The sequence below is a fragment of the Spirosoma humi genome, from assembly GCF_054776575.1.
In genome coordinates this window covers 1725156-1739622 of the sequence record NZ_BAAHBR010000008.1, presented here as the reverse complement: position 1 = coordinate 1739622, position 14467 = coordinate 1725156, and the positions used below count along the sequence as shown (strand labels likewise).

General features: G+C 50.5%; 14 protein-coding genes. 6 read left to right on the top strand and 8 right to left on the bottom strand.

The window, feature by feature from the left end; translation table 11 throughout:
- Positions 1-132: 132 nt before the first annotated feature.
- Positions 133-1878: a pyruvate dehydrogenase complex dihydrolipoamide acetyltransferase gene (locus ACYU8Y_RS15890; RefSeq protein ID WP_460938919.1), complete on the bottom strand. Its 1746-nt coding sequence runs from the start codon at positions 1876-1878 to the stop codon at positions 133-135.
- 218 nt (positions 1879-2096) lie between these two features.
- Positions 2097-3293 carry a class I SAM-dependent rRNA methyltransferase gene (locus tag ACYU8Y_RS15885; RefSeq protein WP_460938917.1) on the bottom strand — a complete coding sequence of 399 codons (1197 nt, stop codon included), beginning with the start codon at positions 3291-3293 and terminating at the stop codon, positions 2097-2099.
- A gap of 138 nt (positions 3294-3431) precedes the next feature.
- Between ACYU8Y_RS15885 and ACYU8Y_RS15880 the strand changes: the two genes are divergently transcribed.
- A complete protein-coding gene (locus ACYU8Y_RS15880) occupies positions 3432-4301 on the top strand; it encodes a sugar phosphate isomerase/epimerase family protein (protein WP_460938915.1) in 870 nt (289 codons plus the stop codon).
- A gap of 33 nt (positions 4302-4334) precedes the next feature.
- Here the strand turns inward: ACYU8Y_RS15880 and ACYU8Y_RS15875 are convergent, their stop codons facing one another.
- The gene (locus tag ACYU8Y_RS15875; RefSeq protein ID WP_460938913.1) at positions 4335-5402 is read right to left on the bottom strand and encodes a zinc dependent phospholipase C family protein; all 1068 of its coding nucleotides are present in this window, start codon (positions 5400-5402) and stop codon (positions 4335-4337) included.
- A gap of 102 nt (positions 5403-5504) precedes the next feature.
- Here ACYU8Y_RS15875 and ACYU8Y_RS15870 point away from each other — a divergent pair, with 102 nt between their 5' ends.
- From ACYU8Y_RS15870 to radC, 3 genes are all read left to right on the top strand, one after another.
- On the top strand, positions 5505-5903 hold the full coding sequence (locus ACYU8Y_RS15870) for a Dabb family protein (RefSeq protein WP_460938911.1): 399 nt from the start codon (positions 5505-5507) through the stop codon (positions 5901-5903).
- A 104-nt stretch (positions 5904-6007) separates the two neighbouring features.
- Positions 6008-6274 (top strand): 30S ribosomal protein S20, encoded by a 267-nt coding sequence (rpsT, locus tag ACYU8Y_RS15865; RefSeq protein WP_460938909.1) that lies wholly within the window; start codon positions 6008-6010, stop codon positions 6272-6274.
- Between the two features lie 161 nt (positions 6275-6435).
- Complete coding sequence (gene radC, locus ACYU8Y_RS15860; protein ID WP_460938907.1) at positions 6436-7131, top strand: RadC family protein; 696 nt, start codon at positions 6436-6438, stop codon at positions 7129-7131.
- 40 nt (positions 7132-7171) lie between these two features.
- Here the strand turns inward: radC and ACYU8Y_RS15855 are convergent, their stop codons facing one another.
- From ACYU8Y_RS15855 to ACYU8Y_RS15840, 4 genes are all read right to left on the bottom strand, one after another.
- Positions 7172-7753, bottom strand: coding sequence for a pseudouridine synthase (locus ACYU8Y_RS15855; RefSeq protein ID WP_460939048.1), 582 nt, complete (start codon positions 7751-7753; stop codon positions 7172-7174).
- 52 nt (positions 7754-7805) lie between these two features.
- A complete protein-coding gene (locus ACYU8Y_RS15850) occupies positions 7806-8582 on the bottom strand; it encodes an exodeoxyribonuclease III (RefSeq protein WP_460938905.1) in 777 nt (258 codons plus the stop codon).
- Positions 8583-8600: 18 nt separating this feature from the next.
- Positions 8601-9089 (bottom strand): DUF6036 family nucleotidyltransferase, encoded by a 489-nt coding sequence (locus ACYU8Y_RS15845; protein ID WP_460938903.1) that lies wholly within the window; start codon positions 9087-9089, stop codon positions 8601-8603.
- A 247-nt stretch (positions 9090-9336) separates the two neighbouring features.
- Positions 9337-10560: a nucleoside permease gene (locus ACYU8Y_RS15840; RefSeq protein WP_460938901.1), complete on the bottom strand. Its 1224-nt coding sequence runs from the start codon at positions 10558-10560 to the stop codon at positions 9337-9339.
- A gap of 188 nt (positions 10561-10748) precedes the next feature.
- Between ACYU8Y_RS15840 and ACYU8Y_RS15835 the strand changes: the two genes are divergently transcribed.
- Positions 10749-11468: a DUF4292 domain-containing protein gene (locus ACYU8Y_RS15835; RefSeq protein ID WP_460938899.1), complete on the top strand. Its 720-nt coding sequence runs from the start codon at positions 10749-10751 to the stop codon at positions 11466-11468.
- A gap of 185 nt (positions 11469-11653) precedes the next feature.
- Positions 11654-13864, top strand: coding sequence for a M28 family peptidase (locus ACYU8Y_RS15830; protein ID WP_460938897.1), 2211 nt, complete (start codon positions 11654-11656; stop codon positions 13862-13864).
- A 74-nt stretch (positions 13865-13938) separates the two neighbouring features.
- On the opposite strand, the gene ACYU8Y_RS15825 is transcribed toward ACYU8Y_RS15830, so the two are convergent.
- Positions 13939-14442, bottom strand: a complete 504-nt coding sequence (locus ACYU8Y_RS15825) for a Rad52/Rad22 family DNA repair protein (protein ID WP_460938895.1) — start codon at positions 14440-14442, stop codon at positions 13939-13941.
- Between the last annotated feature and the right edge of the window lie 25 nt (positions 14443-14467).

Sequence of the window (14467 nt, the reverse complement as noted above, 5' to 3'; positions counted from 1 at the left end):
CTAAGTAATGGCGTACCTCCGTGGTCCGTGTCCTCACGGACCACTTTCGCGCCAGCAACACCAGATGGTCCGTGGGGACACGGGCCACGAAGGTACATCATCAAACTACGAACTATAAACATCAAACTATTTTTACACCAGCATCCGCATTGGATCTTCGAGCAGTTGTTTGAACGTTTGCAGGAAGGCAGAACCCGTAGCGCCATCCACCACGCGGTGATCGCAGGAGAGCGTCACTTTCATTACATTCGTTGGTTTAGCAATGTCTCCGTCAAACTTCACGGTCTGTTTGATGGCCCCTACCGCCAGAATGCAGGAATCGGGTGGGTTGATGATGGCCGTGAATTCCTCAATACCAAACATACCCAGGTTCGAGATCGAGAACGTGCTGCCTTCCCAATCCTTCGGCTGAAGTTTCTTGTCTTTGGCTTTACCGGCCAGGTCCTTCACTTCGCCCGAAATGGTCGATAGCGTTTTCTGATCGGCGTTGCGCACAACGGGTACCAGCAGGCCCTCATCGACCGCTACGGCCACGCCGATATTGACGTACTTGTATTTACGAATTTTATCACCCAGCCAGGACGAATTTACGTTCGGGTGCTGTTTCAGCGCCAGCGCAGCCGCTTTGATCACAAAATCGTTGAACGATACTTTAACCGGGCTGAGTCCGTTGACCGTGCCGCGCAACTCCATCGCCTTATTCATGTTAATTTCCATGGTTAAGTAGAAGTGCGGAGCTGTAAACAGACTCTCGCTCAACCGACGGGCAATCGTTTTGCGCATCTGGCTAACCGGGATATCTTCATAGTCTCCCGTTGGCGCTGGTGCAGCAGGTGTAGACGCTGGCGCAGGAGCGGCCTGTGCGGGCGCGGCCGGTTGTGGAGCGGGTGCCGCAGGTTGAGCTGCTGGAGCAGCCGGAGCCGCTTTGGCCGTTCCGGGTACAAACGACTCGACGTCACTTTTCACAATGCGACCTTCGGGACCCGTACCCTGTACCTGAGTAAGGTTAATTCCTTTCTCTTCCGCAATACGTTTGGCTAATGGAGAGGCTTTTACGCGTCCGTTGGATTCGACATTATCACCTGCGCCACCGGCATAGGATAGATCGGAATCGGCATCGGCCGGTAAGCTGGCTTGCGGATTCTGTTCCGCCGTTGCACTGCCTCCTTCGCCGGTAGCGGCTGGAGCCGGAGCAGCACCTCCATCGAGCAATACCTTAAAATTCGCCCCTTTCTCCCCGACAACGGCAATGATGTCATCAACGGCAACAGACGCCCCTTCTTTTACGCCGATATATAATAACGTACCTTCTTCGTAAGCTTCGAGGTCCATGGTGGCTTTGTCGGTCTCGACTTCGGCCAGTACATCACCCGATTTTACGGTATCTCCTTCTTTTTTATGCCAGGCGACGATCGTTCCCTCCGTCATGGTGTCGCTCATCTTGGGCATCCGAATGATCGACGCGTTGACGTTCTCGGCTGGGGCAGCCGAAACGGCTTTCGCATCCGGCAAGGTCGACGTGGTTTCGGCACTGGACGCGCCCGCAGGGGCCGGAGCTGGTTCTGGCTTGGGGGCCGCCGGGGCCGCAGCCTCCTGACTTCCTCCACTCGTACCGTTGAGCAGCGACTTGTAGTCTTCGCCATCAGCACCGATTACGGCCAGAACGCCGTCTACCGGTACCGACGCCCCTTTTTCAACACCGATATACAGCAATGTACCTTCATCATAGGCTTCGAGGTCCATGGTGGCTTTATCGGTTTCAACTTCGGCCAGTACATCGCCGGATTTTACTTTGTCGCCCACTTTCTTGTGCCACTCCGCTATGACGCCTTCGGTCATCGTGTCGCTCATCTTGGGCATTCTGATTAATTCAGCCATAAGAAGCTATGTATGTAATCGGGTTATACGAAAGGACTTGCTGGGCCGCCAGCGTGGCGAGCCGGTTGAAGCCCAAAATTAGCGGAAACCAGTTAATATCTATACCAGCAATAAAGCTTATCCTTCAATTGCTGGTATAGGTAAACGACTTACAACGGTATTTCGTTAATCGACAGCCGGTAATATTGTGCTAATTACGACTGTTGACAAGGCATTAATTACTCCACCCACAGGACGAGTCCTTTCAGATAGCCCCCTTCTGGGTGAAATAAACTAACGGGGTGATCGGCGGGCTGGCTCAGATGATGCAGTACACGCACCTGCCGACCCGCTTCAATGGCAGCCGCCACGATCGTATTATAAAACAACTCCCGGTCTACCACCTGCGAACACGAAAAGGTAAACAACAGACCTCCCTTGGCTACCCGACGCAACCCCTCAGCATTGAGCCGCTTGTATCCCTGAACCGCCCGGTGCCGCGCCGACTGGCTTTTGGCATAAGCAGGCGGGTCTAACACAACAATGTCATATTGCCCATCGTGGTTTTTCAGATAATGCATGACATCATCAGCATACGCCTGGTGCCGCTCATCGCCCTCCGCGAAATTGGCCGCTATGTTCTGGTTTGTCAGATCAATTGCTTTCTGGGAAACATCCACAGAATGCACCGAACGGGCGCCCGCCTTAAGCGCATACACCGAAAACCCGCCCGAGTAACAGAAGGCATTCAGTACGTTTTTTCCCTGAGCGTATTGAGCCAGCAATGCCCGATTGTCGCGTTGATCGAGAAAAAAACCGGTTTTCTGGCCCGTAATCCAGTCAATCAGAAACGTATTACCGTTTTCTTTTACGGGGTGTGGTACGGGGGTTCGGCCGAAAAGGTAGCTGTTGGTAACGGTAGCGCCGTATTCGTCGGGCAGTGTATCGGCACTCTTGTCATATACCGCCTTCAATTCATCGCCGAAAACGGTTTTAAGGGCTTTGGTAATTAGCTCCCGCTCGCGGTGCATCCCAATCGAGTGGGCCTGAAACACGACGACACCATTATACACATCGAGAATCAGTCCCGTACAGCCATCACCTTCGCCATGAACCAGTCGGTAGCAGTTTGTTTCTCCCGTCACGATCACCTGCCGAATGCTCCGAATGTGGGCTAGTTTTTTCGTCCAGTACGGCAAATCGGGTGTCACGGGTCCACCAGCCGTTGCTCCAAACGAGAACACACGCACGGCAATGCTGCCATCGTGGTAATGGCCGGTGGCGAGGTATTTTTGCTTACTGTCAAACACTTCCACCACGTCGCCATCATTCAGATCGCCTTCATAACGGCTAATGGCGCGCGAGAACACCCAGGGGTGGAAACGCCGGAGGGCCTCATCGCGTCCGGCCTGCAGATATAATTTGGAAAACGTCATTCATCTTCGGGAAAGACCGCAAAAGTAGTGAAGAGTGTAGAATGAACAGAAAAGAATATTTCCAGGAGCTTATTCTTCGCTTTTCATTCTGCACTCTTCACTACTTTTACGTTTTATTCCCGCAAACGTTTACCAACAATGCAACGACGTAATTTCCTTAAACAGTCCGGCCTGTTAACGGCTGGTGCCCTTACCCTCAGCCAGACCAACCTGCTGGCCAACGCTCCGGCCAAACTCATCAGCCCGTTTGGTGTTCAATTGTATAGTGCCCGTGACGTGCTGCCCAAAGATCCAAAAGGCATCATGACGCAGCTGGCCAACATGGGCTATAAACAGTTCGAAAGTTTCAGCGGGGCGCAGGGCTTTTTATGGGGCCTGGAACCAAAAGAAATGAAGTCGTTTCTGAATGGCCTTGGCGTAAAAATGGTCAGCACGCACTTCAACTTCCGGGGCGAGATGGAGAAGCCCGACGGGCTGAAGAAGAGCATCGAAATGGCTCATGATGCCGGATTGACCTATTTGCTATGTCCTTATATCGGTCCCCAAAAAACCTGGGATGACTGGAAGAAAATAGCGGATATGTTCAATACCGCCGGTGAAGAAGTAAGCAAAGCGGGTCTGAAATTTGGTTATCATAACCACGATTACTCATTCCGGCCTCTGGATGGTAAGCTCCCCCAGGAATATCTGCTCGAAAACACAGACCCTAAAAAGGTAATGTTCGAACTGGATTTGTGCTGGATCGATGTGGCCGGCGTCAATACGGCCGATCACCTCAAGAAGTACGGCAAGCGGTATGAACTATGTCATATCAAAGACTACACCGTACAGGCTGGCAAGCCCGTTCAGAATGACCTGGGCAAAGGCAATGTCGACTTCAAAAAGACGCTGCGGGTGGCTATGGATAGCGGCATCAAGTACTTCCTGGTCGAGCAGGAAGAATACGCGGAATCGCCCATGGTGAGCTTGAAAAATGATGCCGAGTATATGAAGAAGTTGTCGGTGTAATGTCTGAACCGCACAGGCGGACGCCTGTGCGGTTCAATTCTCCTCTCTGGCTGAAAACAGCCGTTTCAGCCAGCTTTTCTTTTCTTCGACTTCCTCCTTTTTCTCCTGATCGGTAAGCTGATAGTTGGCTAAAGCGCGCAAATCCGGCTGACCGGCGTCTACCCAGCAGGTGTACCAAAAATCGCCTACCATTTTTACCGACGCCCGCATCTGGCGTTCGACCTGGTCGTTCAGCCGTTTGCTGTATTGCCGCGAGAAATCGGTGGAATACACTTTGATGGTCATCCCATTGCGTTCTTCAAACCCGTATTTACGCGTTTCACCCAGTTCTTCCGTGAGCTGTTTTTCGAAACGCAACACCGAATCCAGGGCAGCGTTGGCCTTGAACACGGCCCGCCAGGCTGCCCTTTGGGGCGAGTCGACGTACTCAGCCTGCCCCGTCAGAAAATCATAGTCCGCACTAAATAATTCTGGCAGGCGCGACTCCCAAAATCCGTGTATTCCCTGCTGGTTGGTCAACTGCCCGTTATAATTACGAGTCGTATGCAGCGGTACATTCGCATCCGCAATGTAATGGCCTAAATCGGCGGCTACGCGCAGAATTCGCCGAACATCGCGTTGTTTGAACGCTTCCGTGAGCTGGTATTTTGTCAGCTGAATCTGCCAGGGGACCAGGCCATGCAGGGCCAGTGTATCTTCCCCGTACCGGTCTGCGGCATCTTTGTAAAATCGCGGTAATGTCGCAGCCGACGTATCCGCGTAGGCGTCTAGGTCTATAAAATGCCTTGGAGCCTCTCCTACTACGGCATACCGGCGCTTGTCGGGGTTTACCGCATTATCGGCCAAAAAGTTACTGTATTTCTTAAAGAAAGGCATCATATCCACGGGTAGCGTAAACACAGCGAGTCGATTGATTTGCTGATGCGCGAAAAAGCCCCATTTGGGCTGATGACTGCCCGGACGACGAGTCTGTTCTGCTGAAAAATCTGGCTTTTCAAGCGTCTGATCGTCTGCCCATCCATATCCAGCCGAGCGGGCTACCCCAGCTCCGCCGAAAAAAAAACTGGCAAAAACTAACAACCAAATAAAACGTTTGTACATTTGGCAAATCATGGTACTTTTAAGTTAAATCGTTTAACTATTCAATTAAAGCACCATGCATTTCAAAATAAAATTTGGACAAAATAACAAATTTCGAATAACATGAATGCTAAATCAAAGGGATATACCCTGATCGTTGTGTTGCTGTGTGCTTTTGCTTTAACAATCTACGGTGCTTACTCACCTGCCAGAAAAGCCCAGAAACAGCAAGTTGTGTGTGTTAAGTTTAAAAAAGGGGTTGAAAATGCAGCAGTTGAGCAGCATATGAACGGTTTTGCCTCCCTAAAACACGAAATTCCACAGATCGTTGGTTACACGTCAGGTAAGACAATTCTGCCAAATCAGGCAGTTGCAGACTATGACGTAGTACATTACCTGACGTTTCAATCCGAGGCTGATATAAAAACTTTTGAGAACAGCGCGGCTTACAAACAGTTTATCAAGCAGAATGCGGTTATCTGGGAAAAAACGCTGACTGTCAACGCGGATATTCGTCAGTAAGACAGCACGAATCAAAGAATTTCGGTTGGAACAGTTGGTTGTTCCATCCGAAATTCTTATTTTTGCGCCCTCATATCGCGACAACGATCTCATTTTATATACCAATGGCAAATCACAAGTCATCAAAAAAAGCAATCCGGTCGAGTGCCAAGAAGCGTCTGTTGAACCGTTACCAGCACGTAACCACCCGGAATATGGTAAAGAAACTCCGTACAACAACCGACCATGCTATGGCCGTTGAGCTGTACAAATCAGTTTCGTCTGCCTTAGACAAACTCGCTAAGCGTAACATCATTCACAAGAATAAAGCGGCCAACAACAAGTCGAAACTGGCTCGTTTGGTCAATAGTCTGAAAGCCGCTCAGGCTTAATCAGCAGTTAATTGTTGTCGTGTTATAGTCAACAAGCTCCCTGCAAAACAGACAATGCCCGTTTTTGCGGGCGCTAAGTCATACGAAACCTTACCTTTTTGTGGGTAAGGTTTTTTTGTGCATTTTGTACACCAAATCAGCACTGTAACTGACTTACGCACATGACTTATCAATCCTCCGGCACTATCCAAAGCTGGGCAGAAGAAGATCGTCCACGCGAGAAGCTTATGCTTAAGGGTAAAGCGGCTCTTTCGGAAGCCGAATTGATTGCTATCCTGATTAACTCAGGTACGGTTGATCTTACAGCCGTCGATGTAGCCCGGATTATTCTTAAGAGTGTCAGCAACAATCTGAATGAGCTGGCCAAACTAAGCATTAAAGACCTCTCAAAGTTCCGCGGAATTGGGGAAGCCCGCGCCATTACCATCATAGCTGCGCTTGAACTTGGTCGTCGGCGAAAGGAACAGGACCGCCCCCAACGCGCGAAAGTTACGTGTTCGCGCGATGCGTATAACGAGATGATTCCGCATCTGATCGACAAGCCTCACGAAGAATTCTGGATTTTATTGATGAACCGCGCCAACGAGATCATGCGGCCGATATTGATCAGTACAGGAGGCATTTCGGGAACCGTTGCCGACCCGAAGGTGATTTTTAAACAGGCCATCGAGCACCTGGCCTCTTCTATGATCCTGTTTCACAATCATCCATCGGGCAATTTACAGCCTTCACAAGCGGATAAAGACTTGACCAGAAAGTTAAAAGAGGCTGGTAGGCTGCTGGATATTCCGGTTCTCGATCATCTGATTTTTACGGACAAAGCGTACTTCAGCTTTGCTGATGAAGGTATATTGTAGGTAACCTGGGCATGGTATTCAGCCGAGCAGGATGTTCAGGTTATTTCAAGCGCAAGCCCTGTAGTACCTCCGCCCGACTGAGTTCGCGAACCTGGCCCGGCATCATACCGTCGGCGGTGAGGCTTTCGATAGCCCAGCGCACCAGTCGTAACGTAGGGAAACCCACGGCAGCTGTCATTTTACGTACCTGTCGATTTTTACCTTCATGCAGGGAAATAGATACCCAGGCGGTTGGGATGGCAGCCCGGTATCGAATTGGCGGATTTCGTTCGGGCAGGTTTGGCGGGTCAATAGGGACAGCCCTGGCAGGCAACGTGTGGTACGATTTTCCATCTACCGAGATCGTAACCCCTTCCGATAAGTGCTGGCAGGCAACGTCCGTCAACGCACCATCGACCTGCACGTAATAAGTCCGGTTGTGTTTGAATTTCGGATTTAACAGGCGATGGTTCAGTTGCTTATCGTTAGTCAATAACAACAGCCCTTCACTATCAGCATCGAGTCGCCCAACCGGATACACGTCGGTTGGAAAATCAAAATCCAGATCAGCCAGCGTCTGCTTATCCCCCTCCCGGCTAAACTGGGACAGCATGAGGTAGGGTTTGTAGATGAGGAAGTACATGAGCGAAAGAGCGAAATAGTGAATGAGCGTATTATGAGTGAGTCCCGCTCGTTCACTCATTCACTCGTTCGCTCATTGATAACCAAACCGGGCAATGATCGGCGTGTACAGCATCGGGCAGCATTTTGCAGTCTATAATCTGGTCGCGCAGATTGTCGGTTAGGGAGGCATAATCGATACGCCAGCCCTTGTTGCTGGTACGGGCACCGGCCCGGTAACTCCACCAGCTGTAGGCTACCTCGCCGGGGTGTTTGTAGCGAAATCCATCAGTCATACCGCTGCCAAACCAGGCATCCATCCAGGCGCGTTCTTCAGGCAAAAAACCCGTCGTGTGCTTGTTCCGGACCGGATCGTGGATGTCGATAGCGGTATGCGCAATGTTGTAATCACCCACGACAATCAGTTTTGGCCGTTCCTGGCGAAGCTGCTGCACATAGGTATCAAAATCGTGCAGAAATTCCATTTTTACGCCCTGCCTAACCTCTCCGGTCGTGCCCGACGGAAAGTAGCAATTAAGCAACGTCAGGTCGCCGAAATCTGTCCGAAGAATTCGGCCTTCGCAGTCATAAACGGGCAGACCACAGCCTAAAACGACATTGGTAGGGGCAATTTTCGAGAACGTCGCTACGCCCGAATAACCTTTTTTCTCGGCGGCATGCCAATGGTATTGATATCCTAACTGTTCAAAAACGGATAAGTCTACAACGTCCGTTGTCGCTTTAACTTCTTGAAAGCAAAGAATGTCGAACTGGTTCTGGACAAGCCAGTCGATCAATCCATTTCGAATGGCCGCCCGAATACCGTTTATGTTATAAGAGATAAGTTGCATGTAAAAAAGGAGAAAGGTTTACTCGGGTGAGTTACCCTGCTTTTTCGCTTCCTCAATGATCTCATCGATCATCAATATATCGTTCAAATCTTTTGTCCGACGGGCCAGTACCTTCGTTTCACGCAGGTCATTGATGTGAAGGAAATAGATTACCTGACCGCCGGGCATTGTGAATGGTTTTGCCCTTTGTCGGCAGTCGGTGTACTTTAATCGTACATGGACCTGTGTCAGAATATCTACTCCTTCTTCCAGACGAAGAACCTGAGGCTGTGTGAAATCAGCCGATGCCAGAGGACCTAGCTCGTCTTCTGTAAAATTTAGTTCGTATAATGTTTCCATAAGACGGTCCCGGTTTCCATTCGTGGGCTCCATCCATACATCCACATCTTCGGTATAACGAATACCTCCGTTCAGGATAAGTGCCATGCCACCAATCAGTATATACTCTAATTGATTATGATCAGCAGCTATGACAAAACGAATAAAATCATCATTATCTACATCCATGAGGGCCTCTCTAGTGTAATCCGACTTGGACGTTTCTCTGGCTTACCAAACAAACAGTAATGCCGGTGTTTCATTCGTAGATAAACCTGCCACCGCTCCTCGGGTGTCATAGCGACCTGCTCCCTCACCTGGTCTTGATGAGGTCCGTTCAAGTCTGTATAGAACGTAATTCGCCGTTTCTTTTCCATAAGCTATGTACAGTGCCTATGCCCTGCATACGTACTGTTTGTATGCAGGGCATAGGCACTCATAAATTACCCGGCACCAGTTCGTCGGTGGTTGTCCCAACCCGTTTCTTATCCGTAAATAACAACACAAATACGATCAGGACAGCAGCCGCAATACCCGCCGGAACCAGCCAGACCGACAACCAGTCTTTAGTCCCATCGGGGCGGGTATACATGTCCAGCACCATACCCGACAGCTTGGAACCAATGCCCATGCCAATGCCATAAGTCGCGAGTGAAATCAGCCCCTGGGCTGAGGATTTTATCTTTTCCCCCGCTTTGTTATCCGTATAAATCTGGCCCGTTACGAAGAAGAAATCGTAGCAAACTCCGTGTAGTACAATAGCCAGATAGAGCATCCATTCGCCAGCACCACCATCGCCGTAGCCGAAACAAATGAAGCGCACAATCCAGGCGACCAACCCAACAATCAGCATTTTCTTAACCCCCAGACGCGTGTAGGCCAGCGGAATAAGCAGCATGAATATTACTTCAGATGCCTGCCCCAACGACATTTTATTTTCAACATTCTGCATACCACCATCCGTGAGCGACGGGTTGGCCATGGCGTAATAGAACGAAAGCGGAATGCAGATCAGCACCGACGACAGGAAGAAAATGGCGAACGACCGATCTTTGAATAGTTTGAACGCATCCAGTCCAAGAATCTGCGAAACGGAGGTAGACGTAGTGGCTTTGGGTGGTGTATTGGGCAGGAAAAACGCGAAAATGCCCAGCACCAACGCGGAATACATAGACAACTGGAAGATGGTTACTTTATCCCCGAAACCGTAAAAGCCCACAATGTTGGTCACGATAATCCAGGCGACCGTACCGAGTACCCGAATACCGGGAAACTCCTTTTCGGGACTGGACATCTGCTGCATGGCAATGGACGACGTCAGCGCCAGTGTGGGCGCAAAGGTGATGCAATACGCCAGAATGAGGTAGAAAAAATTATCGGGATCGGTATTTTGGGTTATAAAGTAAAGGACAACAGCACCCAGCAGATTCAGCACGCCGAGTACTTTTTGAGCCGCAAAGTAGCGGTCGGCAATCATCCCGACGAAGAAAGGGGCGATGATCATAGCCAGTGAAAACGCAGCATATGCATTACCTACCTGATCGCCAGTGGAATGAAGTTGCGTTAAGAGGTATTTACTCATTTGACCGTACCAGGCTCCCCAGACAAAAAACTGGAGAAACATCATGGCAGAAAGCTTGACGCGGGTCGTTGACAGCATTGTAGAGTATACAGTTAGGTTTTAAGCCGATGAAGGTAACGAACGCCCGTCAGCCCTGCAAGCCAACTAGCCCCGAAAGTTGGCAATTGACCCGAAATGAATTTTACTGATTTCGACTATGACAGTACCTGCCGACGTTTTATAAACAGGTTCCGTATCTTTACGAACTATCTGACTAATCTTTTTGCATGAAAAAGCAACTCATTACCCTTGTGGCCCTTGTAGCCATTCCAGCGTTATCTTTTGCGCAGACGGCCTCGGAAGTAATCGACAAAAATATTGCCGCTTTAGGGGGCGCGGATAAAGTGGCTGCGGTTAAGACAGTTCAATTTGATCAGGGCATGAACATCATGGGTATGGACATGACCGCAAAAACAACGACCATTGTCGGCCAGTCATCCCGTACTGATATATCGGCAATGGGCCAGCAAATCACGCAGGTAGTTGATGGTGATAAAGGCTGGGCGATCAATCCTATGTCGGGTGGCTCCGGGGCACAGGCATTACCCGACGATCAGGTTAAGATCCAGAAAGGCAACACTTATATTATTGGCACGGAACTGGTTACAGCGAAGGACAAAAAATATCCGGTCGAACTGGTCGGCAAGGAGAAACTAAACGAAAAAGATGTGTTCAATCTGAAAGTAACGAGACCCGAAGGTGTGGTCAATTACTACGTAGATGCGGCTACTTTCCAATTGGCAGGAAGTAAAGCAACCGTTAGTGTACAGGGCCAAAGCGGTGAGATCAAATCGCAGTACGGTAATTACAAAACGATCGACGGACTAACGTTACCCTCTACGATTGAACTCAACAGTCCTGCCATGCCGGGCCCTGTAACCATGACTTTATTTAACATGGTGTTCAACCCTAAAGTTGATTCGGCAATTTTCGCGATGCCAAAATAATGGGCCTCAAGCCTTGTAAAAACGAGTAGAAATCTATCATTTCTTACGCAAACCATAGGTTTTAATGTATGTTCTTCGAAGAGACGCCAGTAGGCGTCTCTTTTTTTATGCCCATTATTCATTTGTATTTCTGAAATTTAACCGTAGTAAATAGCGATATTTGAGCAGTATACAACCTGATTCTTATGCAAACCACCTCTCTACTCAAAATTGGCTACGGAACGCTTGCTATGCTGTTAGGCGTAGTAACCGCTCGTGCTCAATCAAGTCCGGCACTTAGCGGCTTCGTACCCGCCCGACAGGCGGCCCAGGTCAAGCTCGAAACCGAGTTCAAAGCCAAACAATCGTCGGCTGCGTTTAAGAACCACCTCGAAAAACTCAGCAGCGTACCTCACCTGACCGGTTCGAAAGAAAATGAGCAGGTGCGCGACTACATTGCCGAAACCATGCGCAAGGCGGGCTGGCAGGTGGATATTTACCCGCACGATGTCTTGTTGCCAAAAGGCCCCGGTGAAATTGCCGTCGAACTGGTCGAACCGATTCGTCAGCCCCTGAACATCCGGGAATATCTCTTCAAAGAAGATAAATACAGCAGCGACCCGCGCCTGACGCCCGGTTACAATGCCTGGTCGGGTTCGGGTGATGCCACCGCCGAGGTCGTTTACGCCAACTACGGTCGGAAGGAAGATTTCGAGCAACTGAAAGCCATGGGCATTTCGGTCAAGGGCAAGATCGTTCTGGCCCGCTACGGCGGCAATTTCCGGGGTTACAAAGCCCAGTTCGCCCAGGCAGATGGGGCGGTTGGCGTCATTATTTTTACGGACCCGGCCGATAGTGGCTACATGCGGGGCCTCACTTTTCCCGAAGGGCCTTATTATAGCGAAAGTGTGATTCAGCGGGGTTCTTTGTTGACAACCCCTTACACCGGCGACCCGCTCACCCCCGGTGAAGCAGCTTTGCCGATGGATGCCAAGAACACCCCTAAGCGACTCGATCAGAACGCCATCGGTCTGCACAAAATCCCGGTAACACCCCTCCCCTACGGTTCCGCTACGGAAATTCTGAAGCGGATGGCAGGCGTACGGCCTGTTCCGGCGGGCTGGCAGGGCGGTCTGCCCTACACCTACCGAATCGAAGGTGGCCCTGCCCTGAAAGTGCGGTTGATGGTAAAACAGGAAAAAACGATTCAGCGGATTTATCAGGTGGTAGGCACCCTAACGGGCTCTGAATTCCCGGACGAGTGGATCATTGCCGGTTGTCATTATGATGCCTGGTCGTATGGCGCTACTGATCCAAATTCGGGCACAGCGATGTTGCTGAGTATGACCGAAACAATGGGCAAGCTGGCGAAAGCCGGACAACGGCCCCGGCGCACGATTAAAGTATGTCACTGGGATGCCGAAGAACCGGGGGTGATCGGGTCGGCCGAGTGGAGTGAACAGTTTCGGGATGAACTCTCGCAGAAGGCCGTGGCCTATATGAATTACGATGCGGCTGTATCGGGACGGACGTTTGGCGCAAGTGCATCGCCCTCCATGAAGAAGCTTATCATTGAGGCTACGCAATCTGTTCAATATCCCGACTCGAACAAGACGGTTTACCAACACTGGATGGGCCATAAAGCCGCGGGAAACCCGACTCGCGTAACAGGATCATCGGCTCCGGCGCTGGTAGCCGGAGAGCCAACCATCGGCAACCTCGGTGGCGGTTCCGACCACATTGCGCCGTACATGCACATCGGCATTCCGTCGTTGAGCGCGGGTATGGAGGGACCAACGCTTTATCACTCGCAATACGACGATCTGTATTTCTACGATAAATTCGCCGACCCGACCTATAAAATGGGGCCGATGATGGAGCAGGTTGTCGGTACCATGACCATGCGGTTAGCCAATGCCGACCTGGTTCCTTATGACCTGGCCCGCTACCCAACCGATCTGGCCGTTCATCTGAAAGCTGCCGAAAAAGCCATTCAGACGTACGCGCCAACCTACTCGATTAATCCGCTACTCAATGCCGTTGCTGATATGAAAAAGAATGCCGACGCCTGCGAACTGGCCCGGCAGAACTATCTGCAAAGCGGACGCACGGATAAATTGGTTGAGTTGAACAAGGAATTACGCTTGCTGGAACGGTCATTCATCGATCCAAAAGGGAACGCTTTTGGGGGCTGGTACAAATCGCTTTACGCATCGTCGGACCCAAACAGTGGGTATGCCTCCTGGATGCTGCCTGGCCTGCTCTACGAAGCCTCGCTGAAATCGACGGCCAACCTGCCCGATCTGGAGGCCCGCTATAAAAAAGCGATTCAAACGCTAAGCGACAAGCTGCTCGTCATTTCGCAAGGGATGGGAGGAGGAAACGCCCCGGCTGCCATAGGCAGTGGTAATAAATAAGGAGTAATCGTATCCGTGGCCTGTGAAAACACAGGCCACGGATACATAATTGTGCATCCAGAGACCGTATATTCCTACACCGCTTTCGCCGTTGGTTTCGCGTGTTCGGGTTTGAGCACCACAACGTCGCGCACCGCACCGCCCGAATTGATTTTTTCAACCATTTTGTCCAATAAAGGCGTGGCCCAATTGGGAATATACTTATCCGTTGTTTCGATCATTACTTTCGGGAAATCATACAACGCCCGACCAAGGCCAAACTGCACAGCGCAGCGCTTCATCGCATCACTGATTCCCCCTTTTACAGGCTCAACACTGGTGCGGCTGGCTCCATCCGTTTTCCGGACAATCTCTCCGCCGGGTAAAATAGCTGTGATGGTGCACAGAAAGCCGCCGTCAATTTCCTTGATTTCATTTTGCCATCCCGCCCAGCCAAACTGATCGTCGAACCGCTGCATGACGCAACGGTTAGTAATGTACGGCACGACGATGATCTTCTGACCATCCTTGGTTTGGCTCTGCACCCGCCATTCGATTTCCTGTACCGTCAGTGGGGCAGTTAATGCTTTAAGTTCCATGTTAAGTTATTTGTTGTTTATCTAC

Excerpts from the sequence above, each read along its gene's own strand:
- ACYU8Y_RS15890 (WP_460938919.1), bottom strand. The coding sequence starts at position 1,878 with ATGGCTGAATTAATCAGAATGCCCAAGATGAGCGACACGATGACCGAA.
- ACYU8Y_RS15885 (WP_460938917.1), bottom strand. The coding sequence starts at position 3,293 with ATGACGTTTTCCAAATTATATCTGCAGGCCGGACGCGATGAGGCCCTC.
- ACYU8Y_RS15880 (WP_460938915.1), top strand. The coding sequence starts at position 3,432 with ATGCAACGACGTAATTTCCTTAAACAGTCCGGCCTGTTAACGGCTGGT.
- ACYU8Y_RS15875 (WP_460938913.1), bottom strand. The coding sequence starts at position 5,402 with ATGTACAAACGTTTTATTTGGTTGTTAGTTTTTGCCAGTTTTTTTTTC.
- ACYU8Y_RS15870 (WP_460938911.1), top strand. The coding sequence starts at position 5,505 with ATGAATGCTAAATCAAAGGGATATACCCTGATCGTTGTGTTGCTGTGT.
- rpsT (WP_460938909.1), top strand. The coding sequence starts at position 6,008 with ATGGCAAATCACAAGTCATCAAAAAAAGCAATCCGGTCGAGTGCCAAG.
- radC (WP_460938907.1), top strand. The coding sequence starts at position 6,436 with ATGACTTATCAATCCTCCGGCACTATCCAAAGCTGGGCAGAAGAAGAT.
- ACYU8Y_RS15855 (WP_460939048.1), bottom strand. The coding sequence starts at position 7,753 with ATGTACTTCCTCATCTACAAACCCTACCTCATGCTGTCCCAGTTTAGC.
- ACYU8Y_RS15850 (WP_460938905.1), bottom strand. The coding sequence starts at position 8,582 with ATGCAACTTATCTCTTATAACATAAACGGTATTCGGGCGGCCATTCGA.
- ACYU8Y_RS15845 (WP_460938903.1), bottom strand. The coding sequence starts at position 9,089 with ATGGATGTAGATAATGATGATTTTATTCGTTTTGTCATAGCTGCTGAT.
- ACYU8Y_RS15840 (WP_460938901.1), bottom strand. The coding sequence starts at position 10,560 with ATGCTGTCAACGACCCGCGTCAAGCTTTCTGCCATGATGTTTCTCCAG.
- ACYU8Y_RS15835 (WP_460938899.1), top strand. The coding sequence starts at position 10,749 with ATGAAAAAGCAACTCATTACCCTTGTGGCCCTTGTAGCCATTCCAGCG.
- ACYU8Y_RS15830 (WP_460938897.1), top strand. The coding sequence starts at position 11,654 with ATGCAAACCACCTCTCTACTCAAAATTGGCTACGGAACGCTTGCTATG.
- ACYU8Y_RS15825 (WP_460938895.1), bottom strand. The coding sequence starts at position 14,442 with ATGGAACTTAAAGCATTAACTGCCCCACTGACGGTACAGGAAATCGAA.